Source organism: Arthrobacter sp. TMN-49 (assembly GCF_054511095.1).
This window is the reverse complement of record NZ_JBTNDH010000015.1, coordinates 22944-45383: the sequence shown is the minus strand read 5'-3', so window position 1 is coordinate 45383 and position 22440 is coordinate 22944. Positions and strand designations below refer to the sequence as shown.

28 protein-coding genes are annotated in these 22440 nt (G+C 59.6%); all 28 read right to left on the bottom strand.

What is annotated here, in order from left to right; translation table 11 throughout:
* Positions 1 to 158 precede the first annotated feature (158 nt).
* Positions 159 to 1508 (bottom strand): ABC transporter substrate-binding protein, encoded by a 1350-nt coding sequence (locus ACX80E_RS08855; RefSeq protein WP_459301549.1) that lies wholly within the window; start codon positions 1506 to 1508, stop codon positions 159 to 161.
* A 73-nt stretch (positions 1509 to 1581) separates the two neighbouring features.
* Positions 1582 to 2505: a carbohydrate ABC transporter permease gene (locus ACX80E_RS08850; protein WP_459301548.1), complete on the bottom strand. Its 924-nt coding sequence runs from the start codon at positions 2503 to 2505 to the stop codon at positions 1582 to 1584.
* The gene (locus tag ACX80E_RS08845; protein WP_459301547.1) at positions 2505 to 3488 is read right to left on the bottom strand and encodes a carbohydrate ABC transporter permease; all 984 of its coding nucleotides are present in this window, start codon (positions 3486 to 3488) and stop codon (positions 2505 to 2507) included. Before ACX80E_RS08845 ends, ACX80E_RS08850 begins: the two co-directional genes overlap by 1 nt.
* Positions 3489 to 3492: 4 nt before the next feature.
* A complete protein-coding gene (locus tag ACX80E_RS08840; RefSeq protein WP_459301546.1) occupies positions 3493 to 4344 on the bottom strand; it encodes a glycerophosphodiester phosphodiesterase in 852 nt (283 codons plus the stop codon).
* Between the two features lie 172 nt (positions 4345 to 4516).
* A complete protein-coding gene (gene map / locus ACX80E_RS08835) occupies positions 4517 to 5353 on the bottom strand; it encodes a type I methionyl aminopeptidase (RefSeq protein WP_459301545.1) in 837 nt (278 codons plus the stop codon).
* 100 nt (positions 5354 to 5453) lie between these two features.
* Entirely contained in the window at positions 5454 to 6020 is a 567-nt protein-coding gene (locus ACX80E_RS08830; protein WP_459301589.1) for an adenylate kinase, read from the bottom strand.
* Positions 6021 to 6025: 5 nt separating this feature from the next.
* Entirely contained in the window at positions 6026 to 7351 is a 1326-nt protein-coding gene (secY, locus tag ACX80E_RS08825; RefSeq protein ID WP_459301544.1) for a preprotein translocase subunit SecY, read from the bottom strand.
* Between the two features lie 222 nt (positions 7352 to 7573).
* Positions 7574 to 8053, bottom strand: a complete 480-nt coding sequence (rplO, locus tag ACX80E_RS08820; RefSeq protein WP_459301543.1) for a 50S ribosomal protein L15 — start codon at positions 8051 to 8053, stop codon at positions 7574 to 7576.
* A 1-nt stretch (position 8054) separates the two neighbouring features.
* Positions 8055 to 8267 (bottom strand): 50S ribosomal protein L30, encoded by a 213-nt coding sequence (gene rpmD, locus ACX80E_RS08815; RefSeq protein WP_459301542.1) that lies wholly within the window; start codon positions 8265 to 8267, stop codon positions 8055 to 8057.
* Positions 8267 to 8980 (bottom strand): 30S ribosomal protein S5, encoded by a 714-nt coding sequence (gene rpsE, locus ACX80E_RS08810; protein WP_459301541.1) that lies wholly within the window; start codon positions 8978 to 8980, stop codon positions 8267 to 8269. The genes rpmD and rpsE overlap by 1 nt, the downstream gene beginning before the upstream one ends.
* Positions 8977 to 9348, bottom strand: a complete 372-nt coding sequence (rplR, locus tag ACX80E_RS08805) for a 50S ribosomal protein L18 (protein ID WP_459301540.1) — start codon at positions 9346 to 9348, stop codon at positions 8977 to 8979. Before rplR ends, rpsE begins: the two co-directional genes overlap by 4 nt.
* A gap of 2 nt (positions 9349 to 9350) precedes the next feature.
* Positions 9351 to 9887: a 50S ribosomal protein L6 gene (gene rplF / locus ACX80E_RS08800; protein WP_459301539.1), complete on the bottom strand. Its 537-nt coding sequence runs from the start codon at positions 9885 to 9887 to the stop codon at positions 9351 to 9353.
* Positions 9888 to 9910: 23 nt separating this feature from the next.
* Complete coding sequence (gene rpsH, locus ACX80E_RS08795) at positions 9911 to 10309, bottom strand: 30S ribosomal protein S8 (RefSeq protein ID WP_103464858.1); 399 nt, start codon at positions 10307 to 10309, stop codon at positions 9911 to 9913.
* A 103-nt stretch (positions 10310 to 10412) separates the two neighbouring features.
* Positions 10413 to 10997: a 50S ribosomal protein L5 gene (gene rplE / locus ACX80E_RS08790; RefSeq protein WP_459301538.1), complete on the bottom strand. Its 585-nt coding sequence runs from the start codon at positions 10995 to 10997 to the stop codon at positions 10413 to 10415.
* The gene (gene rplX, locus ACX80E_RS08785; RefSeq protein WP_459301537.1) at positions 10994 to 11356 is read right to left on the bottom strand and encodes a 50S ribosomal protein L24; all 363 of its coding nucleotides are present in this window, start codon (positions 11354 to 11356) and stop codon (positions 10994 to 10996) included. The genes rplE and rplX overlap by 4 nt, the downstream gene beginning before the upstream one ends.
* A gap of 3 nt (positions 11357 to 11359) precedes the next feature.
* The gene (rplN, locus tag ACX80E_RS08780) at positions 11360 to 11728 is read right to left on the bottom strand and encodes a 50S ribosomal protein L14 (protein ID WP_062286641.1); all 369 of its coding nucleotides are present in this window, start codon (positions 11726 to 11728) and stop codon (positions 11360 to 11362) included.
* A 433-nt stretch (positions 11729 to 12161) separates the two neighbouring features.
* Positions 12162 to 12458 carry a 30S ribosomal protein S17 gene (gene rpsQ / locus ACX80E_RS08775; protein WP_459301536.1) on the bottom strand — a complete coding sequence of 99 codons (297 nt, stop codon included), beginning with the start codon at positions 12456 to 12458 and terminating at the stop codon, positions 12162 to 12164.
* Positions 12455 to 12778: a 50S ribosomal protein L29 gene (rpmC, locus tag ACX80E_RS08770; RefSeq protein ID WP_459301535.1), complete on the bottom strand. Its 324-nt coding sequence runs from the start codon at positions 12776 to 12778 to the stop codon at positions 12455 to 12457. Before rpmC ends, rpsQ begins: the two co-directional genes overlap by 4 nt.
* Positions 12779 to 12780: 2 nt before the next feature.
* Positions 12781 to 13197, bottom strand: a complete 417-nt coding sequence (gene rplP / locus ACX80E_RS08765) for a 50S ribosomal protein L16 (protein ID WP_062286639.1) — start codon at positions 13195 to 13197, stop codon at positions 12781 to 12783.
* Positions 13198 to 14046, bottom strand: a complete 849-nt coding sequence (rpsC, locus tag ACX80E_RS08760) for a 30S ribosomal protein S3 (RefSeq protein WP_459301534.1) — start codon at positions 14044 to 14046, stop codon at positions 13198 to 13200.
* On the bottom strand, positions 14047 to 14412 hold the full coding sequence (rplV, locus tag ACX80E_RS08755) for a 50S ribosomal protein L22 (protein WP_459301533.1): 366 nt from the start codon (positions 14410 to 14412) through the stop codon (positions 14047 to 14049).
* Positions 14413 to 14451: 39 nt separating this feature from the next.
* Complete coding sequence (gene rpsS / locus ACX80E_RS08750) at positions 14452 to 14733, bottom strand: 30S ribosomal protein S19 (RefSeq protein WP_062007556.1); 282 nt, start codon at positions 14731 to 14733, stop codon at positions 14452 to 14454.
* Between the two features lie 12 nt (positions 14734 to 14745).
* Positions 14746 to 15585, bottom strand: coding sequence for a 50S ribosomal protein L2 (gene rplB / locus ACX80E_RS08745; RefSeq protein WP_459301532.1), 840 nt, complete (start codon positions 15583 to 15585; stop codon positions 14746 to 14748).
* Positions 15586 to 15615: 30 nt separating this feature from the next.
* The gene (rplW, locus tag ACX80E_RS08740; protein WP_459301531.1) at positions 15616 to 15921 is read right to left on the bottom strand and encodes a 50S ribosomal protein L23; all 306 of its coding nucleotides are present in this window, start codon (positions 15919 to 15921) and stop codon (positions 15616 to 15618) included.
* Positions 15918 to 16754 carry a 50S ribosomal protein L4, sunset domain variant gene (gene rplD, locus ACX80E_RS08735; protein ID WP_459301530.1) on the bottom strand — a complete coding sequence of 279 codons (837 nt, stop codon included), beginning with the start codon at positions 16752 to 16754 and terminating at the stop codon, positions 15918 to 15920. Before rplD ends, rplW begins: the two co-directional genes overlap by 4 nt.
* Positions 16755 to 16758: 4 nt before the next feature.
* Positions 16759 to 17409, bottom strand: a complete 651-nt coding sequence (rplC, locus tag ACX80E_RS08730) for a 50S ribosomal protein L3 (RefSeq protein WP_459301529.1) — start codon at positions 17407 to 17409, stop codon at positions 16759 to 16761.
* A gap of 17 nt (positions 17410 to 17426) precedes the next feature.
* Positions 17427 to 17735 (bottom strand): 30S ribosomal protein S10, encoded by a 309-nt coding sequence (rpsJ, locus tag ACX80E_RS08725; protein WP_038464699.1) that lies wholly within the window; start codon positions 17733 to 17735, stop codon positions 17427 to 17429.
* A gap of 492 nt (positions 17736 to 18227) precedes the next feature.
* Complete coding sequence (locus ACX80E_RS08720) at positions 18228 to 22370, bottom strand: hypothetical protein (RefSeq protein ID WP_459301528.1); 4143 nt, start codon at positions 22368 to 22370, stop codon at positions 18228 to 18230.
* Positions 22371 to 22440: the final 70 nt, after the last annotated feature.

Here is a 22440-nt window from a genome sequence, read left to right as displayed (position 1 = left end):
CGGACGACAACTAATACGCAAATAGAATTTGCAGGTTTCACTGGCGCGACGGAGTCGCCCGAAAGCTGACCCGCAGAAAACGCCGAAAATGCACGATTTTCGTGCATTTTTCGTCGTTTTCTGCGGGTCAGTTGTCAGGACGGGGCGGGCAGCGTGTCCTAGAGGTAGGACTTGACGTTCTCTTCGTACGACTTAGCGATCGAGGTCGAGGCCGTGGCGAAGGCCTCTGCCGGATCACCCTTTTGCAACATGATCTTCTCCAGTGCCGTGGTCAGGTCCTTGTCGCCGTTGGGCACAAACACGCGGCCCCAGTCCTGGACGCGAGTGTCAGCCAGCTGATCCACTGCCGTACGGAACTGCGGTGTCTTCGCGTAGACGGCCTTCATGGTTTCCCCTTCCACCGCCGAGGTTCGCACCGGCATGTACCCGGTGTTGGAGGAGAAGTATGCTGTGTTTTCAGCATTGGTCAGGAACTTCAAGAACATGCCGGCCGCCAACTGCTGCTCGGGTGTTTTGCTCGCGGGGATGGCCAGGCCGGTGCCGCCGGTGGGGCAGGCCGGGCCCTTGGTGCCCTCGGGCAGGAATCCGGTGCCGACGCCGAACTTGGACGCGGCGAGGATGCCGCTCAGCGAGCCGGTGGAGGCGATGGTGCAGCCGGTGAGCCCTGCACCGAAGTCGGCCACCTGGTCCTTAGCGGTAACTGCCGCAGACTTCTTGTCGTAGATGATGGTCTGCAGGTACTTGGCGGCTTCAAGCGCCTCAGGTGAATCCAGGGTCATGGTCCAGCCCTTGGAGTAGGCGCCGCCGGCTCCCCACAGCATGTTGCAGAACCACCAAGCTGTCCATGAGGTGCCCTTGCCCAGACCCAAGGGGGTTATCTCGGTGGTGGCCTGGATCTTGGGCGCCCACTCATCGAATTCGGCCCACGTCTTGGGCGCCCTGTCGGGCAGGCCGGCTTTTTCCCAAACTGACTTGTTGTAGTAAAACAGCGGTGTGGAGCGGGCGTAGGGGACGGCCCAGTGCGATTGTGAGAATTTGTAGTCGCCGTACAGCGTGCTGTTGAAGTCTTCGCTGCCAAACTCCAGGTGTTTGATCAGTTGGTCAAGGGGCAGGATCTGGCCGTTGATCATGTAGCGGAACCACCAGACATCGCTGGCAATGACCAGATCCGGCACGTTGCCGGAGCCCGATGCGGCCTGGAACTTCTGCGCCACCTCGTCGTAGTTGGCGCCGGCGGTGACAAGGTTGACCTTGATGTCGGTCTCGGCAGTGAACGCCTTGATGATCTTAGATTCGGTGTCCTTGGACGTGCCCGGATGGTTGGACCACCAGGTGATCTCCTTGGCCGGGGTGATTGACGTCCAGTCAGTGGCGTTGTCGGTGGCTGCGCCACCGGCCCCGCCGACTGCGGGCCCGCCACAGGCCGCCAATGCTGCCGATCCACCAACAAGGGCGGCAAGCTGGAGCAGCTGGCGGCGGTTCAAGTGTGCAAACGTTGAAGCTGTCATTCGGGTCTCCTTGAAAGGTTTCCTGCCCGGTTATGGGACAGGTCGGTGCGTTGCGGCAATCGTGGGCGGGTGTTTAGCCGGTCACTGCCCCGGCGGTGAGTCCGGTGACGATCCGGCGCTGGAGCAGGAAGAAGACGATCAGCACCGGAACGGTGATGAGCACGGTTCCGGCCATGAGGACGCCCCAGTTGGTGACGCCGTCGTTGTTCTGCAAAAGGGTCAGCCCCACAGGGAGGGTCATCATCTCCGCCTTGTCCACCACGAGCAGCGGCCACAAGTACTCGTTCCATTCGGAGACAATCGACACCAGCGCCACTGCGGCGATGGTCGGCGCCGAGAGCGGCACCACGAACCGCCACAGGCGGGACCAGTGGCTGGCGCCGTCAAGGGCGGCAGCCTCAAGGATGGAGACCGGAAGCGTCAGGAAGTGTTGGCGGAACAAGAAGGTGCCAAAGGCGCTGGCCAGCCCGGGCAGGATCAGGCCCTGGTACGTGTTGATCCAGCCAAGGTCTGAGATCAAGGTGTAGTTGGGAATAATGACGATCTGTTGCGGCACCAAGAGCGCAAACACCACCAGGCCGAACACAAACTTCTTGCCCGGGAACTCCAGAAACACCACGGCGTAGGCGGTGGTCAGACCCAAGGCGATCTTCAGGGTGGCGCCGACGGCAGTGGTGATCAGCGAGTTGATGAAGAAGTTGCCAAAGGGGACGGCGGCAAGCGCGTCGAAGTAGTTGGACAGCTCAAGGGACTCCGGCAGCCACTGGATCGGCACCGTGTAGATTTCATCGCGTTGCTTGAAACTCGCCAGCATCATCCAGACCAACGGCAGAATCATCGCCGCAACAGCCAGCAGCATCATCAGGTAGCCGCCGATCCGGGGCTTGACCCGGGCCCTTTTCGGCTGCGGCGCTCCCGCTTCCCCACCACCCGCGCTGCCCGTGGGCGGAACGTCCCGGAGCTTCACAGCGGTTCTATTGTTCACATCGAGGCTCATCAGTAGTGGACCTTCTTCTGGATAAACAACATTTGCACGGCCGTGATGGCCAACAACACGACGAACAGGACTGTGGCGATCGCCGAGGAATATCCGGCCCGGCCGGTCCCAAATCCCTCCTGATAGATCTGGTACATCATCGTGGTGGTGCCTTCCAGCGGCCCGCCCTTGGTCATGGCCTGGATGATGTCAAAGGACTGCAAGGAGCTCAACAAGGTGGTGATCGACAGGAAGAACGTGGTTGGCGCCAGCAGCGGCAACACCACATGGCGGAAACTGGCGAAGGCACTGGCCCCGTCCAGCGTGGCGGCTTCGGTCAGGTCCTTGGGCACGGCCTGCAGTGCGGCTAGATAGATCAGCGCCACATAGCCGACGTTTTTCCACAGGTAGACGATGATGATCATGGGCAAGGCCCATTGGGGATCGTTGTACCAGTCGGGCGAGCCCAATCCCACGGCTTTAAGGACGCCGCCAAGAACCCCAAAGTTCGGGTCAAAGACAAACAGCCACAGCAGTCCGACGGCGACGCCGGACAAGACATACGGTGCGACAACTACCGTCCGGGCCAGGCCCGTGCCGCGAAGTTTCCGGTTCAGCAGGAGCGCCAGGGAAATGCCCAGCACCATGCCGCCCGCCACAGTGGTCACGGTGAAAATCACCGTCACCCTCACCAGATTGGCGGTGGCGGGATCCGTAAACCAGCTGACATAGTTGTCCGCCCCGATGAAACGCGCCGTGGCCGAGCCGATATTCCACTGCAACAGCGAGTACTGCAGCGACTGCACTAGGGGCTTGTACGTGAAGATGATCAGCAGGACCACGTTGGGCCCGGCGAAGAGCAGGAATAGCAGCCACGACTTCCACGGCGTCCGGCGTTTGCGCAGTGCCACCACGCCGTCGCCGTGTATGCCGTTCCGGATTTGTTCTTGCGAGGCCTTGACACCGGGTTCCGGTACCACGGCAGTGGTAGCGAGTTGGGTCATGGTTCTAGCTACCCACCGTTGCCGGCTGCTCTAGGGCACTGCTTGTGGCAACTGCCGCGTCCTGGATCAGGGCCGGATCGTCGGTGCAGATGCCGTCGGCGCCCATGTCCTGCAACTCGCGTGCACGCGCACCGTCGTTGACGGTCCAGACCCACGCTTGGAGTCCGGCGTCGTGGATTGCTGCGATGTCTTCCCGGTCCAGCCCACCCTCCCAAACGGAGACGCCCTCGCCGCCGTTGTTCACGGCGAAGTCGATGGCTTCGGCCAGGCCGCGTCCAGCGAACTCTTCCCCGGCGGAACCTTCGGGCAGCAGTGCACGGAGCTTTTCAAGCGTGCCGACGCACAGCGGATACACCTTCGCGCCGGGAATCCTGCGGCCCAGTGCGGCCAGTGCGCTCCAGTCGGCCGACGATGCAAACCAGTCGAGGCCGGCAATCCCTGCCACGACCTCGGCGACCGGGCCCGTGGATTCGGCGTCCTTAAGCTCAATGTTGACGCGCACCTTGCCGGCGGCCAGATTCAACACCTGCGACAGCGTGGGGACAAACTGGCCGCTGCCGGCATCAAGGAGGCCCAGCTGACGGGCAGTGAACTCGGTGATGCTGCCAGCACCGTTGGTGGTGCGGTCCGCGGTGTCGTCGTGAATGACCACCGGGACCCCGTCGGCGGACAGGTGGACGTCCAGTTCAATACCGTCGGCACCGAGGTCGATGGCGCGGGAGAAGGCTGCCAGCGTGTTCTCCGGAAGGTGCGCTGAAACCCCGCGGTGGGCATAGATGCGCATTCGTGTGCACTCCTCGTCATGGTGGTCGGAGGGGCTGGCAACGCGTTTCGGCGTGTGCCCCTGCAGATTCATTGACCAAGTTACGGAGTGCGAGGTCAGTTCCGGTGGCGTCAAGGTGGACGGCCGGCAAACACAGCCCAAATAGTTCCGCCCAACCACAACTGACCCGCAGAAAACGCCGAAAAATCACGGATTTTACGTGATTTTCGGCGTTTTCTGCGGGTCAGTTGTGGAGGGGCGGGGATTAGTCCAGCGGCACTGGTGTGACGCCCCACGGCGCCAGGCGCTCCGCTCCGCCGTCGGCGGCTGTCAAAACCCAAATGCCCTTGTTGTGCACGGCAACCGAATGTTCCCAGTGCGCCGCACGGGCCTTGTCTGTGGTGATCACAGTCCAATCGTCCTCGAGGGTGAGCGTGTCCAGTCCGCCACGCACCAACATGGGTTCAAGGGCCAGGCACATGCCCGGCTTCAACTTCGGCCCGCGATGCTTGGAGGCGAAGTTCAACACATCAGGTGCCATATGCATGGCCGAGCCAATGCCGTGCCCCACATAGTCTTCAAGGATGCCCAGCTCCTTGCCGGGCTGGGAGGACACGTATTCGTCAATAGCGTCGCCAATGTCGCCCACGTACTTGGCGCTGGCCATGGCTGCGATGCCGCGCCACATGCTTTCCTCGGTAATGTCGCTCAGACGGCGGTCCGCGGGGTCCTCGGCGTCGGGCCCGCCAACAATGGTTGTCCGGGCAGAGTCCGAGTGCCAGCCCTCCACAATGGCGCCACCGTCAATGGAGATGATGTCGCCTGCTTCCAGAACCCTGGGGCCAGGAATGCCGTGAACCACTTCTTCGTTCACCGAGGTGCAGATGGAGGCGGGGAAGCCGTGGTAACCAAGGAAGTTCGAGGTGGCCCCAGCCTTCTTCAGTTCGGCGGTGAAGACGGCGTTCAGTTCCGCTGTGGTGATGCCCGGTGCAACAGCTGCAATGGTGGTGTTCAGTGCACCATCGAGGATGAGCCCACTACGGCGCATGATGCGCATTTGGTCGATGGTCTTGTATTCAATTCTTTGCTGGCCAAAAACCATGAAAGAACCCTTTCGCTAAAACGATTGAGGGCTCCTCCCCGTAAAGCGGGAAGGAGCCCTCCTTCACAACCCGGCACCAGAGAGGCACCGTTGATAATTCTTAGTGCTTGGACGTCTTGATGGCGTCCATGATGCGTTCGGTGACTTCGTCCATCGGACCCAGCCCGTCAACCTTGGCCAAAATGCCGCGCTCCGCATAGCGGGACACTACAACCTCAGTCTGTTCACGGTAGAGATCCAGGCGGTGACGAATAACGTCTTCGTTGTCATCGCTACGTCCGGTTTCCAATGCACGCCCCAGCAACCGCTTGACGAGTTCTTCGTCATCAGCTGTCAGCTGGACCACAACATCAAGATTCGCCTCGGCAGCTGCCAAGATGTCATCAAGTTCGTCCACCTGAGGAGAGGTGCGGGGGTAGCCATCCAAAAGGAAGCCCTGTGCCACGTCACTCTGGGCGAGCCGATCGCGCACCATCCGGTTTGTCACGCTGTCCGGAACGAAGTCACCGTTGTCGATGTACTTCTTTGCTTCCAGACCCAAGGGTGTTTCGCCCTTGACGTTGGCACGGAAGATGTCGCCCGTGGAGATGGCAACAATTCCCAGCTCCAAACAGATCCGCTCTGCCTGTGTTCCTTTGCCTGAACCGGGAGGCCCAATGATCAGCATTCTTGTCATCGCAATAACCCTTCATAGTGGCGCTGCTGGAGCTGCGCATCAATCTGCTTGACAGTCTCCAAGCCAACACCCACCACGATCAGGATCGATGTGCCACCGAACGGGAAGCTCTGGTTTGCCCCAACCAGGACCAAGGCGATGAGTGGGATCAGAGCAACAATTGCCAAGTAGAGCGCACCCGGCAAGGTGATGCGCGAGATAACGTACTGCAAGTAGTCCTGGGTGGGACGCCCTGCACGAATTCCGGGGATGAATCCGCCGTACTTCTTCATGTTGTCGGAGACCTCTTCAGGGTTGAAGGTGATCGCGACGTAGAAGTACGTGAATCCGATGGTCAACAGGAAGTACATCAGCATGTAGATCGGGTGATCTCCACGGGTGAGGTAGTTGTTGATCCACTCAACCCAGGCCGGGATCTCGGTGCTGTTTGCCGGTGTGGCGAACTGAGCCAGCAACGCCGGCAGGTACAGCATCGAGGAGGCAAAGATAACCGGGATAACACCGGCCATGTTGACCTTGATGGGGATGTAGGTGCTGGTTCCACCCATGGTGCGCCGTCCCACCATACGCTTGGCGTACTGGACGGGAATGCGTCGCTGAGACTGCTCAACAAAGACAACCAAGGCCATAACGAGCAGACCAACGATCATGACGATCAGGAAGGTGCCCCAGCCCTGAGTCTTCAAGATCGCACCCAAGGAGGTGGGGAACTGTGCTGCGATAGCAACGAAGATCAGCAGGGACATGCCGTTGCCGACACCCTTTTCGGTGACGAGCTCGCCCATCCACATGATCAAACCGGAACCGGCCGTCAGGGTGATGATGAGCAACAAGACGGTGACAAGGTTGTCGTTGGGGATCAACGCACCAGGTGTGCCTGCGGCGCCACAACCAGCAAACAGCTGGCCTGAGCGTGCAAGGGTGATCAAGGTGGTGGCATTGAGCAGGCCCAGGGCGATAGTTAGGTATCGCGTGTATTGGGTGAGCTTCGCTTGGCCCTGAGCACCTTCAAGGTGCAGTTCCTGGAAACGAGGGATGACCACACGCAACAGCTGAACAATAATGCTCGCGGTGATGTAGGGCATGATTCCCAGCGCAAAAATGGAAACCTGAAGCAAGGCGCCGCCGCTGAACAAGTTAACCAGCTGGTAGATGCCCTGGCTTGTGTCAGCAGCGTTCACGCACTGTTGGACATTTCGGTAATCAATTCCAGGCGAGGGGATAAATGCGCCCAAGCGGAAGATGGCAAGAATTCCCAGCGTGAACAACAACTTGCGTCGCAGATCAGGCGTGCGAAAGGCGCGGCCAAATGCGGTAAGCAAGCGTCCTCCTGATGTGTAGTAATGAAGTTGACTTCTCGAATGAAGCCCAAGGAAAGATTCTAGTGGGTGATCTGGCTCGCATTGAAACTGTGACGGGAAGGCAGCCCCATAAGGCGCGGCCACACCCACACGGAATCCATAAAACGAAAGACCCCTGGTGAGCGGAACATGAGCTCCGCTCACCAAGAGTCTAATCGTTAGATGTGCGCATTTGTGAACCTTTTACAGTTCGGTGGTGGTTCCACCTGCAGCAGCGATCTTTGACACAGCGCTGGAGGAGAACGCGTGGGCGGAGATATCAACCTTGACGGTGATTTCGCCGGTGCCCAGCACCTTCACGGGCTGGTTCTTACGAACGGCACCCTTTTCAACCAGTGTTGCAACGGTGACAACGCCACCTTCGGGGAAGAGCTCGTTCAGCTTGTCCAGGTTGACAACCTGGAACTCAACGCGGAACGGGTTCTTGAAGCCACGCAGCTTCGGCAAACGCATGTGCAGCGGCAACTGGCCGCCGGCAAAGCCAGCCTTAACCTGGTAGCGAGCCTTGGTACCCTTGGTACCGCGGCCTGCGGTCTTACCCTTGGATCCTTCACCACGGCCAACACGGGTTTTAGCCGTCTTGGCGCCGGGTGCGGGACGCAGGTGGTGGACCTTGAGGGCATTCTGCTTCTCAGCAGTTTCTACAGTCTTGTCAGTAGCCACTTTACTTAGTCTCCTCAACCTTGATCAGGTGCGGAACCGTGTTGACCATGCCAGCAGTCACTGCGTCAGCCGAGCGGACAACGGTGTGACCGATGCGCTTCAGACCCAGCGAGCGAAGGGTGTCCTTCTGGTTCTGCTTGGCGCCAACGACGCCCCGGATCTGAGTGATTTCCAGCTTGTTCTCGGAAACCTTGATGTTCTTCGGTGTAGTCATTACAGACCTGCCTTTTGCATATTGCGCAACAGAATGGCCGGAGCAACTTCGTCCAAAGGCAAGCCGCGGCGAGCCGCAACAGCCTTGGGGTCTTCAAGACCCTTCAATGCAGCAACTGTTGCGTGAACAATGTTGATGGCATTTGAAGAACCCAGTGACTTGGACAGCACGTCATGGATGCCTACGCACTCCAAGATGGCGCGAACCGGGCCACCGGCAATAACACCAGTACCAGCAGCAGCCGGGCGCAGCATGACGACGCCAGCGGCGGCCTCACCCTGTACACGGTGCGGGATGGTCTTGCCGATCATGGGAACGCGGAAGAAGGACTTCTTAGCTTCTTCAACGCCCTTAGCAATAGCCGCGGGAACTTCCTTGGCCTTGCCGTAGCCGACGCCAACCATACCGTTGCCGTCACCGACGATTACCAGCGCGGTGAAGCTGAAGCGACGACCACCCTTGACAACCTTGGCAACACGGTTGATGTTGACAACGCGCTCAATGAACTGGCTCTTCTCAGCTTCACGACCGCCGTCGCGACCGCCACGGCCACGTCCACCGTCGCGACCGCCTTCGCGGCCTCCACGAGCGCCGTCGCGACCGCCACGGCCACGGGCGCCTTCGGCGCCAGCAGCTGTCTCAGTCTTCGCAGCAGCACCGTCAGTTGCAGTTGCTTCTGACACAGTGTTCTCCTTGTTAATGTTTTCGGTCACAGTGCCAGACCGCCTTCACGTGCGCCGTCAGCAACTGCTGCAACGCGACCGTGGTAACGGTTACCGCCACGGTCGAAGACAACAGCTTCGATACCGGCAGCCTTGGCACGCTCAGCAACGAGCTCACCAATGCGCTTGGCCTTGGCGGTCTTGTCACCGTCGAAGGCACGCAGGTCAGCTTCGAGAGTCGAGGCGGACACCAGGGTCAGACCCGCGGTGTCATCGATGACCTGAACGAACATGTGACGAGCAGAGCGGTTGACCACCAGACGCGGACGTACAGTGGTGCCACTGACGCGCTTGCGAACGCGCAGGTGACGACGGCCGCGTGCTGCGGCCTTGGACTTTCCTCTTATGGATAGTGCCATGGTTACTTACCAGCCTTTCCGACCTTGCGGCGGATGATTTCGCCGGCGTAGCGTACGCCCTTACCCTTGTACGGGTCGGGCTTGCGCAGCTTGCGGATGTTGGCAGCAACTTCGCCCACTTGCTGCTTGTCAATGCCTGACACGGAGAGCTTAGTGGGGCTCTCAACAGTCAGTGTGATGCCAGCCGGTGCCTCAATGACAACGGGGTGGCTGTAGCCCAGGGCGAACTCGAGGTTCGCACCCTTGGCTACTACGCGGTAACCGGTACCCACAATTTCCAGCTTCTTCTCGTAGCCTGCGGTGACACCGATGATCAGGTTGTCAATGAGGGTCCGAGTCAAACCGTGGAGTGAACGCGAAGCACGCTCATCGTTGGGGCGGCTAACGGTTACGGTGTTCTCTTCGAGTGCAACCGTGATGGGGCTGGCAACAGTGTGTGCCAGAGTTCCCTTCGGGCCTTTGACGGAAACCAGGTTATCTTCAACCTTGACCTCGACGCCGGCAGGCACGGAGATGGGGAGACGTCCAATACGTGACATAAGTTCTTTCCCTTCTCTCTCTACTACCAGACGTAGGCGAGGACTTCCCCACCCACGCCCTTCTTGGCAGCCTGACGGTCGGTCAAAAGACCGGAAGACGTCGACAGGATAGCGACACCCAACCCACCCAAAACGTTGGGGAGGTTCGTGGACTTTGCGTAAACGCGCAGGCCAGGCTTGGAGATACGGCGCAGGCCAGCGATTGAACGCTCACGTGCGGGGCCGTACTTCAAGTCGATGGTCATCTTCTTGCCAACTTCGGCGTCTTCAACCTTCCAGGCAGCAATGTAACCCTGTGCCTTGAGGATGTCGGCGATGTGGCCTTTGAGCTTGCTAAACGGCATGGACACGGTGTCGTGGTGTGCCGAGTTTGCGTTGCGCAGACGCGTAAGCATGTCTGCGACAGGATCTGTCATTGTCATTTGGGCGCTTGCCCTTCCTCGTAACGGTTTCCTTCGCGTGGATTCGAAGCGGTGACAGCGTGTGTCAACTCTTCATACCCGCAGAACGGACCTATTACGTAGATTATTTATCTTCGGTTTTGAACGGGAAGCCAAGCGCCTTAAGCAGCGCGCGGCCTTCGTCATCGGTCTTGGCTGTGGTCACGACAGTGATGTCCATACCGCGGGGGCGGTCGATGGAATCCTGGTCGATCTCGTGGAACATAACCTGCTCGGTCAGACCGAAGGTGTAGTTTCCGTTGCCGTCAAACTGCTTGCCACTGAGGCCGCGGAAGTCGCGGATACGGGGCAGTGCCAGTGTGACCAAACGGTCCAGGAATTCCCACATACGGTCTCCACGCAACGTGGCGTGGCAACCGATCGGCATGCCTTCGCGCAGCTTGAACTGTGCGATCGACTTGCGAGCCTTAGTTACCTGAGGCTTCTGGCCGGTGATGGCTGTGAGGTCGCGAACGGCGTGGTCGATGAGCTTGGAGTCCTTAGCGGCATCTCCAACACCCATGTTGACAACAACCTTGACCAGGCGCGGGACCTGGTTAACGTTCGCGTACTTGAATTCCTCGACCAACGATGCCTTGATCTCCGCTGCGTAGCGGGTCTTCAGGCGAGGGATGATCGTGGGAGTGTTCTCTGCAACTACGGAGCTCATGGCAGGTCCTTCCCCGAGGTCTTGGCAACGCGGACACGTACTTGACGTTCGCGGCCATCGCGCTCAACGGTTTCGATGCGGTAGCCAACGCGAGTCGGCTTCTTCGTGGACGGGTCCACTACGGCAACGTTGGAGATATGAATGGGTGCCTCGACAGTCTCGATGCCACCAGTGTTGGTGCCACGTTCGGTCTGACCGGCCTTGGTGTGCTTGGTGACGCGGTTAATACCCTCAACCAACACGCGGTTGGTCTCGGTGTATACCTTCAGGACCTTGCCCTGCTTGCCACGGTCGCCGCCACGCTCAGCCTTGGCGCCTGTGATGACCTGAACCAGGTCACCCTTTTTGATTTTAGCCATGAGTTACAGCACCTCCGGAGCCAACGAGATGATCTTCATGAACTTCTTGTCACGAAGTTCACGGCCAACCGGGCCGAAGATACGGGTACCGCGGGGGTCCCCGTCAGCTTTGAGAATGACAGCTGCATTCTCATCGAACTTGATGTAGGAACCATCCGCACGGCGGCGTTCCTTCTTGGTACGAACGATGACAGCCTTGACGACGTCACCCTTCTTTACGTTACCGCCGGGGATTGCATCCTTGACGGTTGCGACAATGGTGTCGCCAATGCCTGCGTAGCGGCGCCCAGATCCACCGAGAACGCGGATTGTCAAGATTTCCTTGGCACCCGTGTTGTCGGCGACCTTAAGCCGCGACTCCTGCTGAATCACTAGTGTCTCCTGTTCGTCGCGCCGGTTCTTGGCCATAAACCATCTATGGATAAGCCTTGCGGAACGTATTGTTCGGGATGTCTCTTGACGTGCCTGGATTTTGCCAAAACACGCCTAAATACCTCATGCCAACTGCACTTTCCGTACAGATGTGCGGATAAATCCACGGATCTGACGGCAGTTTGTAGGGGCACGAGCATTTACGAGGTAATTGCGCACCTGATGAGGCCACCGTAAACGGCGGCACAGAAAAGGCGCAGCAATAGATAATCCTAGCACGACGGCGGAACCTGACGGTACGTAGCTAGCCCACCGAAGAAGTTACCTCGCCCACACCGCGGTGGTCGGGTGTTAAACGGCGTTGGGCCCGCCGCCACAAGTGGCAACGGGCCCAACGTTTTAGTAATCAATCGCGCACAAGTGCGTGAAGTGCTTACTTAGCCTTTTCGACGATCTCGACGAGGCGGAACCGCTTGGTAGCGGACAGCGGGCGAGTTTCGCTGATGATGACCAGGTCGCCGATGCCGGCGCTGTTCTCTTCATCATGGGCTTTGATCTTCTTGTTGCGACGCAGAACCTTGCCGTACAAGGCGTGCTTCACACGGTCTTCGACCTCAACAACGATGGTCTTTTCCATCTTGTCGGAGACGACGTAGCCGCGAAGCTTCTTACGCTCGTTGCGGACAACAGCATCCGCGCCTTCTTCAGTGTTGCTTACAGAATCGCTCACTTGGCGTCCTCCTCAGATGTTTCAGCCTTCTTGGAGGCCTTTTTGGCTTCCTTGTCAGCCTTCTTGGAGGCCTTCTCCACGGGTGCAACGGCAACCACGTCCGGGCGAATGCCCAGCTCGCGTTCGCGCAACACTGTGTAGATACGGGCGATGTCGCGCTTTACAACGCGCAAACGACCGTGGCTTTCCAGCTGCCCTGTGGCGGACTGGAAACGCAGGTTGAACAGTTCTTCCTTAGCCTTACGGAGTTCTTCGACAAGACGTACGTTGTCGAACCCGTCAAGCTGTGCAGGGGCAAGTTCTTTAGAACCAATTGACATCTCTACTCACCACCTTCGCGACGCACAATGCGTGCTTTCAACGGCAGCTTGTGGATTGCCAGGCGCAAAGCCTCGCGTGCTACCTCTTCTGATACACCGGAGAGTTCAAAAAGAACGCGTCCGGGCTTGACATTCGCAATCCACCACTCGGGCGAACCCTTACCGGAACCCATACGGGTTTCGGCAGGCTTCTTCGTCAAGGGACGGTCGGGGTAGATGTTGATCCACACCTTACCGCCACGCTTGATGTGACGAGTCATGGCGATACGAGCGGACTCGATCTGACGGTTGGTTACATATGCCGGCGTGAGAGCCTGAATGCCCCACTCACCAAATGAAACCACGGTACCGCCAGTAGCCTGACCGGAACGACCCGGGTGGTGCTGCTTGCGGTGCTTTACTCGACGTGGGATAAGCATTTAAGCCTGTCCTCCTTCTGCTACCGGAGCTGCAACCTCTGCAGCTACAGGAGCCTCAACCGCGGCAGCAGCCTCGGTGCGCTCGGGACGGTCGTTACGACGACGGTCGCCACCGGCACGGGGGCCGCGGTTTCCGCGGTCATCGCCGTCACGACGCGGGCCACGGCCACGTGCAGGAGCAGCAGCTGCCTGAGCAGCCAGTTCCTTGCTCGTAACATCGCCCTTGTAGATCCAGACCTTGACACCAATACGGCCGAACACGGTCTTGGCTTCGAAGAAGCCGTAATCGATGTTGGCACGCAGGGTGTGCAGGGGCACACGACCTTCGCGGTAGAACTCGGTGCGGGACATTTCAGCGCCACCCAAGCGACCGGCACAAGCGACACGGATGCCCTTGACGCTGCCAGTGCGCTGTGCGGACTGCATAGCCTTCTTCATCGCGCGGCGGAAAGCCACACGGCTAGTCAGCTGCTCTGCGATGCCCTGGGCAACGAGCTGAGCGTCAGCTTCCGGGTTCTTGACTTCCAAGATGTTCAGCTGAACCTGCTTGCCGGTGAGCTTTTCAAGCTCGCCGCGGATGCGGTCTGCTTCTGCTCCACGACGACCGATAACGATACCCGGGCGTGCTGTGTGAATATCCACACGTACACGGTCACGGGTGCGCTCAATCTCAACCTTGGAAATACCGGCGCGGTCCATGCCCGTGGACATGAGTGCACGAATCTGGATGTCTTCTTTAACGAAGTCCTTGTAACGCTGACCGGGCTTGTTGCTGTCCGCGAACCAATGTGAACGGTGGTCCGTGGTGATCCCGAGACGGAACCCGTGCGGGTTTACTTTCTGTCCCACTTAGCGAGCCTCCTCTTTCTCGGGTGTCGCGACAACCACTGTGACGTGGCTGGTGCGCTTCTTGATCTCAAACGCACGACCCTGAGCACGCGGCTGGAACCGCTTCATGGTCGGGCCTTCGTCAACGAAGATTTCGCTGATGTAAAGATCATTTTCGTTGAACGCGATGCTGTCGCGGTCAGCCAGAACGCGGGCGTTAGCCACTGCGGACTGGACTACCTTGAATACCGGCTCCGAAGCTGCCTGGGGGGCAAACTTCAAAATCGCCAATGCCTCATTCGCCTGCTTGCCACGAATCAGGTTGACGACGCGCCGGGCCTTCATAGGCGTAACGCGCAGATGACGCGCACTTGCCTTGGCTTCCATTGCTATCTCTCTCTCGTCTTTGCCGTAAAAGCTAAGCGCCTAGCGGCGCTTGCCTTTACGGTCGTCCTTGACATGGCCGCGGAATGTCCGCGTGGCGGCGAATTCGCCGAGCTTGTGCCCGACCATCGACTCAGTGACAAACACGGGGATGTGCTTGCGACCATCGTGTACAGCGATCGTGTGACCGAGCATGTCCGGGATGATCATCGATCGGCGGGACCAGGTCTTAATAACGTTCTTGGTGCCCTTTTCGTTTTCCCTAGCTACCTTTACAAAGAGGTGCTGGTCAACGAAGGGACCCTTTTTCAGGCTACGTGGCATGTCTGCCGGCTCCTATCGCTTGTTCTTGCCAGTACGGCGGCGACGAACAATCAGCTTGTCGCTCTCTTTGTTCGGACGGCGAGTACGGCCTTCACGCTTACCGTTCGGGTTGACCGGGTGACGTCCACCGGAGGTCTTACCTTCACCACCACCATGAGGGTGATCAACAGGGTTCATAGCAACACCACGAACTGTCGGGCGTACGCCCTTCCAGCGCATACGGCCAGCCTTACCCCAGTTGATGTTGGACTGCTCAGCGTTGCCGACCTCGCCGATGGTCGCGCGGCAGCGCACATCAACGTTGCGGATTTCGCCGGAGGGCAGACGCAACTGAGCGAAGCGGCCTTCCTTGGCGACGAGCTGAACAGATGCACCAGCGGAGCGAGCCATCTTGGCACCGCCACCGGGACGCAGCTCCACAGCGTGGATAACAGTACCCACGGGGATGTTGCGCAACGGGAGGTTGTTGCCAGGCTTGATGTCAGCTTCGGGACCGGCTTCTACGAAGTCACCCTGACTGAGCTTGTTCGGCGCGATGATGTAACGCTTGGTGCCATCAACGTAGTGCAGGAGGGCAATGCGTGCGGTGCGGTTGGGATCGTATTCGATCTCAGCAACGCGAGCGTTAACGCCATCCTTGTCGTGACGACGGAAGTCGATCAAGCGGTACTGGCGCTTGTGGCCACCACCCTTGTGACGTGTCGTGATACGACCGGTGTTATTGCGGCCACCCTTTTTGGGCAGGGGACGGACCAGAGACTTCTCCGGCGTCGACCGCGTGATTTCACTGAAGTCGGCAACGCTCGAGCCACGACGGCCCGGGGTTGTCGGCTTGTATTTACGGATTCCCATAGTATATTTCCTCGTTAAAGTGGTCTCCGCTTATGAAAGCGGACCGCCGAAGATGTCGATCGTGCCTTCGCGAAGGGAGACAATGGCGCGCTTGGTGCCCTTGCGCTGTCCCCATCCGAACTTGGTGCGCTTGCGCTTACCAACACGATTGATGGTGTTGATCGAGTCGACCTTGACGGAGAAGATTTTCTCCACGGCCAGCTTGATCTCGGTCTTGTTCGAGCGGGGGTCAACCAGGAAGGTGTACTTACCTTCGTCGATCAAACCGTAGCTCTTTTCCGAAACGACGGGTGCAAGCACTACGTCGCGCGGATCCTTGATGGTGACGGCGCTCACTTGGCGTCCTCCTCAATCGTCTGGGCAGCTTCGCCACCGGCGGGAACAAAGCCTGCGGCCTTGGCTTCCTCAACGGTTGCGAACCAAACCTCGGCCACAGTGGCGTCATACCAGCGTGAACCAGGCACGTGGTACTTCATGGAGTCCTTGTTGCCCTTGATGGTGCCTGCGGCATCATCATCGGAGTCAACGGAAACCAGGTCTTCGACCAACAGCATGCTGGAAGCGAAAGCTTCTGCAGCGGCGCGTCCGGATACGAAGACGTCGTATGCAGCCTGTGTGAAGACGATGTCATCGGAAACAAGCACGTCGTAGGTGTTGAGCTGGTCAACATACAAAACGTGGAGGTTGGTGATGTTACGTACGCTCAAAGCGGCAACGTCGTTGGCGCGCTCGATAACAACCAAGAGGTTCTTACGCGAGGTAACGCCGGCAAGGGTAGCCATAGCAGCCTTGGTGGAGGGCTTGGAGCCTGCAACCAATTCAGCAATGACGTGGATACGGCCGTTGCGTGCCCTGTCGGAGAGAGCGCCGCGCAGTGCAGCAGCCTTCATCTTCTTGGGGGTGCGCTGGCTGTAATCGCGAGGGGTGGGACCGTGGACAACGCCACCACCGGTCATGTGAGGGGCACGGATGGAACCCTGACGGGCGCGGCCGGTACCCTTCTGTGCATGCGGCTTACGGCCTGCACCGGATACTTCGGCGCGGGTCTTGGTCTTGTGAGTACCCTGACGGGCGGCAGCAAGCTGAGCTACGACAACCTGGTGCAACAAGGGCACGTTGGTCTGTACGTCGAAGATCTCTGCGGGCAGATCTACTTTAACAGTAGTCATTTACTTATGCTCCCTTCACGGCGGTGCGTACGAATACGACCTGGCCGCGGGCGCCGGGAACGGCACCCTTGATCAGCAGCAGCGACTTCTCGGCGTCAACACCGTGAACCGTGAGGTTCATGGTGGTTACGCGCTCGGCACCCATACGGCCTGCCATGCGCATACCCTTGAAAACGCGGCCAGGGGTGGACGCGCCACCGATGGAACCGGGCTTACGGTGGTTCTTGTGAGCACCGTGAGAGGCGGGGGCACCCTTGAAGCCGTGACGCTTCATGACACCGGCGAAGCCCTTACCCTTTGAAGTGCCGACGACGTCGACCTTCTGGCCGGCTTCGAAGATCTCAACGGAGAGCTCCTGGCCGAGGGTGTAGGTGTCAGCGTCTGCGGTGCGCAGCTCGACGACGTGGCGGCGAGGCGTGACACCTGCCTTTTCGAAGTGACCAGCCAAAGGCTTGGTTACCTTACGAGGATCGATCTGGCCGTAGCCGATCTGAATCGCTACATAGCCATCTACCTCTGCGTTACGCAGCTGGGTGATGACGTTGGAGTCGGCCTGGACGACGGTTACGGGAACAAGCAAGTTGTTCTCGTCCCAGACCTGGGTCATGCCGAGCTTCGTGCCCAGGATGCCCTTAGTGTTTCGGGTCGCGGTCATAGTTTCTCAGCACCTCCCTACAGTTTGATTTCGATGTTCACGTCGGCCGGCAAGTCGAGACGCATGAGCGAATCTACTGCCTTGGGCGTGGGATCGATGATGTCGATTAGACGCTTGTGCGTGCGCATTTCAAAGTGCTCGCGGCTGTCTTTGTACTTGTGAGGAGAACGAATTACGCAGTAAATGTTCTTCTCGGTGGGCAGCGGCACCGGGCCGACTACCGTTGCGCCTGCGCGCGTGACCGTCTCAACGATCTTCCGGGCTGAAACATCAATAACCTCGTGGTCATATGACTTCAGCCGGATGCGGATTTTTTGTCCCGCCATGGCGTCGTGACTCTCTTTCCTGTAACGAAGCATCCTGTAGGAGCAATGCTGTTGACGTAAACGCTGTTTACTTTTCTTGGTTCATCTGTGGCACTCTCAGCCACGCTTCCAACGAACTGAATCCGGACATTTCCGGGTTCCTCAATCCGCCGAAGCTCCGACCCCCGCGGTCGGGCGTGTCGTGAATAATTCACGCACGTACCCGCACTAAAATGCGAAGGAATGGTCATGTTTGGGCTTCAGCTTGGACCCTGCATCGAGCATTATCTCGACCGGGACACGAAAAAGCACTTGAACAACTCAATAAGTATGCCGGATTCTGCACCCAAACGCCAATCGGGGCAGACGTGGCCGCAGGCAACCCGGCGCCGCCGCACAGTAGCCGCGCCACCCCTGCCGGGCCTGAGGGGCTTCAGCTGTGGGCAATGTCACTGAGGATGCGGGGGGCAACTCCTCCCAGCGGTGCTGACGGGGTCGCGGGCGCGCACCGAACTATTGCGGAGGTCCGGGTGAATATGCTGGCACGGGCACTTCGTCTAACGGCTTTTTGCGTGTCAGGCCCCAGATGGCGAAGGCTATGAGCGCCAGTGCCAGCACGGCCAACAAGATGAACGTGTATCCGCGTACGTACCAAACAACAGCGGTAGTTACACCGATGGCACCCCAGATGGTGAAGAGCCGCTCGTTCAGGCTCATGCCCACTGCCAGCAGGGCCACGAAGATCAGCAGCGAGATTAGTTGAGTCAAGGTGTCGCCACTAAAAACGGTCAAGAGGGCCCCAAAACTTGCCAGGCAGGCAGCCGCCAGAAGCAGGGCTTTGCCAGTTTTTTCCTGACTGGCCACGTATCGAATCAGCGCCAGGGCGCCCAAGGCCACGGCGCACCACTGGACAAACCAGAACAAGCCAAGGTCCACGTAACTGGAGCAGGCCACGAACCAGACAAGTGCGCACGCAACCACGGCGCCATCAACACAACGACGTCGAATGGTGGCCGGAGCCTCCAAACAGGCCAGCAGTGCGATAAGAGTAAAGGTGCCCGCTCCGAGAAGCACGCTCTTGCGATCCATCATGGTCATGAGCGAGAAGAAGGCGCCGCCCCCAAGAGCCACGGCCACCACGCTCCACCGTTGCACGTACGGCGCTTCCAACAGATCCAAAAGGACCAGGCGCACCAGATACAAAGTGCCCACCACAACCACAAATCCGGCAAAGGCCGAGACCCCCCTGAGGTGGGTGAGATCGAATACCTGAATGCTAAACATGGTGGCTGACAGGAAAATGAGAAGCGCACCGGGCAGCGTCAGCCAAGGCAGCTGCATCACATGCGCCGCCACAATGAACGCCAAACCAGCCACCAGCCACATGGCGGCGAAGATGCCCGTAGCAGCGCCACTATCCACAACACAGGCCGCCAGTAGGAATACCGACGTCGCCACCAACCAGTACCAGCGCATCTCTGGTTCTGTGGGCGTGTAAAGGCATCGCCAGGCAATGATGCCCACACAAATGGCCAAGAGAATCAGCGCTGTAGCACCTGGCCACAACACCGGCCCTATGACGGCGGCCCCGCCCACTGCTGCAACAAGTGCAAGGTATGAGGCCCCGCGCTGTGAAAGGAACAGCTGAGCGGCAATGGCTGTCAGGGCAAGAGCCACAAGTTCCACGACTGCCACCCACCGCAGGGCCGTGCCGGGAGCCGCGAACCCGCCGGTGAGAAGATGATAGGCAACGGGCACAAGAACCTGCCCGCCCTGCAACAACCACAGACTGATCCGCAGGAGTACCGGCTCCCCCACCACAACTACTGCCTTGGTGCGCGATGCGAAGTACTGCACCGAAACTTGGAGCAACAGGGCCGCCGTGAGCGCCAAGGACGTTACCGCCGGGTTGTCCACCAGCTGTCCCACAACAACACCCACTAGCGCCGTAAACGCCAAGCGAGCCACCATGAAGTGCACCCCACGAAGCACATATGTGCCAGTCTTGAGCGACAGGAGGCCGGAGGTCGCAACAACAATTGCCAAAACGAGAACCAGTGCATCATTGTTGCCCGCGCAGCTCAACGCCAGCAGCAGCATGGCAGCGGGCGCAGCCCACTGGACCACAGCTGGCCAAGCAGCTCGCAGCGCGCCGGCAATGCCCAACGTTGCAAGGGCCACCGCTGAGAGTCCTACCGTTGCGAATGTGGCCCAGTTGCCGTTGTGGTTACCGATGCCGCTCAACACCGCGACACTCACCAGCAGTAACAAGGTGATCCCCACATCCATCTGCAGACCGGTTATGGTCTTTCCGCGCCAATGCGTGGCCGCGAGGATGAGCAGCTGCGGCACCAAGGCCAGCAAGATGACAAGTCCCAGATTCACAGGCTGGCCGGCGATCAACGTCGCCGGATCGGCTTCGGCCCAGAGCTGGAACAACGCAACGGCCAGTAGGAGTGAGCTCAACCGCGCAGCCCACCAGTAGAGCCAGCGGTGCAGGGACTCGCTGTGGGAAGCCAGGAGCAAGCCGGCCGCCGTGAGGAATGCTGTGCTCACAGCCCAGCCAACACTTGCCCCGGCTGCATCGAAGACGGCCCCGGCGCAGAGGGCGGTAATGCTGAGGTACGACGGCGCCACGAGCTCCGCGCTTGAAAGGCCGCCTGTGCGGGGCAGCCGGAGCAGTGAATATGCAACAGCGGCGGCCGCCATCGCGATGGCGGCCACGAGGAACTCCCAGCGAGTAGCAGCCAGAACCTCCCGGGCTGGATTCCCGGTGAAGTCCTGCCAGGAGTGGCTTAACGACAAGCCAACGACCAGCACTGTCCCCACCAAGGCCCAGGCTGCCGCCGAGAAACTTATTACGGCACTCACCTTGCCGAGCTTCCCTATGAGGGCGTCGGCGAATAATTGGCCGGCAGCAATGATGGCGATGACAGCCACTATCAGCTCCACCTTGCCCGGCTGGGCCGGCACAAAGGTGGCCATGGAGGAGGCTACGAGGGCAGTCAGACACAGCCTGGCAGTAACCAACATGGCTGCTCGAAGGGCGGTTCCTTTCGTGGTGAGGTACCGCACCACAGTGTAGAGGACGGCCACGAGCAGCAGTACGCTCCAGCCTGCCGCCTCCAGCAAGGGCGAGAAGAGCAGAATGGCTCCGAGCGCGGGAAGTGGCAGCCATTCCCCGTGTGGCAGGAATGCGGGCACCGTCACCATGGCAACAACCAAGCCGAAAGCCACACCGAGGACCGCGAGTGAGGTGGATCCTGCTGCCTCCATGGGCTGCCAGTACAGGCCGATGCTCCAGAGCATTGCTGCTGCGGACATGACGGGAATGCTGATGAAGACGTCCCAGCGCACCCACCTGCCGCTGTCCAAGAAACGTGCCAGCGGGACTTGGGTGTAGGCCACGGTGATGAGCTGCACGGCCAAGACCACCGTGAAGGATCCAACTGCCCAGGCGAGATTGGGCGCAATCATCCAGCCAACAAATGGGGCCGCCATGGTCAAGGAAAGCCGGAGTCCTAGGTAGTTATAGCGTTTCAGGGCCGGCGCGCAGATAAGCGTCATCACGGAGTAGTACATGACTCCGGCGATCAGCACCAACGCGTGGTCGGCGGCATTGAGCGCAAGACTGAAGATCAAGGATCCAAGCAGACCGGCCGGCGCAAACCAGGGGCCAAGATCGTTCAAGGGTTTGGCGTAGATGCTCGGCTCGGTGCCTTCGCCGGCGGCGCCACGCTTCAGGAGGTACCCGGCCAAGGAAAGCAGTGCCGCAAAAACAATGAGCGCGGTAAAGTACCACGCCAATGCGGCCCCGAGGGCGGCCACGGAGGACCATGCCGTGGAGAGCAGGAAGGCCAGGGAAAGGTACGCCACCAGTCGGCTTTGCAGCCGCACAGCAGCAAAGATATACGCCACCGTGCCTATCAGGGACGTTGTAAGCCAAACTGTTGAGGCCGCGGGTAACCCCAAGTTGTAAGTCGCCAGACCGGCAAAGGGAATGATTGCCAGAGCTGTTCCGGTGAACGCCACAGCAGCCGGTTTGAGCCGGGTAACTTTGCTGTGCAGCACCAGTCCGGCAGTGTAGAAGAGTGCCGTTCCGAGCCACACACCCACCAGTCGTGCCACAACGGGAAGCGTGCTGCCCACAAAGAGGGCAGCGGCCGCAACCATGAGCAAACTGGCCACATACAAGGTGACGTTGATGTTCTGTAGCTCGCGCTTGTTCTTCTTGGCGGCCAGGGCGGCAGGGTCAACCGCCCCAGGTGCCTGCACGGGCACTCGGTAGTGTGCAGGCTCCATGGTGGGCATGGCTGGCGGCCGCCCGTAGTTCACAGGCGTAGGCATAGGCGTCGGCTGCGCACCAGACATGAGTGGCACTGGCACGGCCCAGGTGGGCGCCACCGGGACGGGGTGCTGAGGAGCCATGGGTGCTGGGGCTGGTCCAACGTCGGCAAAAGTCACAGGCGCAGCCATCACGGAAGCAGGGGCCCTCCCCTGCTGGGAGTGGGGTCCGGCGGGGGCTGTCTGTGCCCGCGCAGCAAGGGCGTCACCCCAACCGGCCCGATGACCTTGCAAATAGCCTTGCCGGTAAGCTTCAGCGATGGCGTTGCGCTCCGGTGACTGCGGAGGCGCGGCGGGATGCTGCTGACTCATACGTTTCCCTTACTACTGGCGAACTCTCAGCTTAGGGCAATTCGGGCGACCAGGGGGCAGTTACGCCATT

What these genes read in the sequence shown, in the direction of transcription:
- ACX80E_RS08855 (WP_459301549.1), bottom strand. Translation starts at nt 1,508, where the DNA reads ATGACAGCTTCAACGTTTGCACACTTGAACCGCCGCCAGCTGCTCCAG.
- ACX80E_RS08850 (WP_459301548.1), bottom strand. Translation starts at nt 2,505, where the DNA reads ATGAGCCTCGATGTGAACAATAGAACCGCTGTGAAGCTCCGGGACGTT.
- ACX80E_RS08845 (WP_459301547.1), bottom strand. Translation starts at nt 3,488, where the DNA reads ATGACCCAACTCGCTACCACTGCCGTGGTACCGGAACCCGGTGTCAAG.
- ACX80E_RS08840 (WP_459301546.1), bottom strand. Translation starts at nt 4,344, where the DNA reads ATGAATCTGCAGGGGCACACGCCGAAACGCGTTGCCAGCCCCTCCGAC.
- map (WP_459301545.1), bottom strand. Translation starts at nt 5,353, where the DNA reads ATGGTTTTTGGCCAGCAAAGAATTGAATACAAGACCATCGACCAAATG.
- ACX80E_RS08830 (WP_459301589.1), bottom strand. Translation starts at nt 6,020, where the DNA reads ATGCTGATCATTGGGCCTCCCGGTTCAGGCAAAGGAACACAGGCAGAG.
- rpmD (WP_459301542.1), bottom strand. Translation starts at nt 8,267, where the DNA reads ATGACTACACCGAAGAACATCAAGGTTTCCGAGAACAAGCTGGAAATC.
- rplR (WP_459301540.1), bottom strand. Translation starts at nt 9,348, where the DNA reads ATGGCACTATCCATAAGAGGAAAGTCCAAGGCCGCAGCACGCGGCCGT.
- rplF (WP_459301539.1), bottom strand. Translation starts at nt 9,887, where the DNA reads ATGTCACGTATTGGACGTCTCCCCATCTCCGTGCCTGCCGGCGTCGAG.
- rpsH (WP_103464858.1), bottom strand. Translation starts at nt 10,309, where the DNA reads ATGACAATGACAGATCCTGTCGCAGACATGCTTACGCGTCTGCGCAAC.
- rplE (WP_459301538.1), bottom strand. Translation starts at nt 10,997, where the DNA reads ATGAGCTCCGTAGTTGCAGAGAACACTCCCACGATCATCCCTCGCCTG.
- rplX (WP_459301537.1), bottom strand. Translation starts at nt 11,356, where the DNA reads ATGGCTAAAATCAAAAAGGGTGACCTGGTTCAGGTCATCACAGGCGCC.
- rpmC (WP_459301535.1), bottom strand. Translation starts at nt 12,778, where the DNA reads ATGTCAATTGGTTCTAAAGAACTTGCCCCTGCACAGCTTGACGGGTTC.
- rplP (WP_062286639.1), bottom strand. Translation starts at nt 13,197, where the DNA reads ATGCTTATCCCACGTCGAGTAAAGCACCGCAAGCAGCACCACCCGGGT.
- rplV (WP_459301533.1), bottom strand. Translation starts at nt 14,412, where the DNA reads ATGGAAGCCAAGGCAAGTGCGCGTCATCTGCGCGTTACGCCTATGAAG.
- rpsS (WP_062007556.1), bottom strand. Translation starts at nt 14,733, where the DNA reads ATGCCACGTAGCCTGAAAAAGGGTCCCTTCGTTGACCAGCACCTCTTT.
- rplB (WP_459301532.1), bottom strand. Translation starts at nt 15,585, where the DNA reads ATGGGAATCCGTAAATACAAGCCGACAACCCCGGGCCGTCGTGGCTCG.
- rplD (WP_459301530.1), bottom strand. Translation starts at nt 16,754, where the DNA reads ATGACTACTGTTAAAGTAGATCTGCCCGCAGAGATCTTCGACGTACAG.
- rplC (WP_459301529.1), bottom strand. Translation starts at nt 17,409, where the DNA reads ATGACCGCGACCCGAAACACTAAGGGCATCCTGGGCACGAAGCTCGGC.
- rpsJ (WP_038464699.1), bottom strand. Translation starts at nt 17,735, where the DNA reads ATGGCGGGACAAAAAATCCGCATCCGGCTGAAGTCATATGACCACGAG.
- ACX80E_RS08720 (WP_459301528.1), bottom strand. Translation starts at nt 22,370, where the DNA reads ATGAGTCAGCAGCATCCCGCCGCGCCTCCGCAGTCACCGGAGCGCAAC.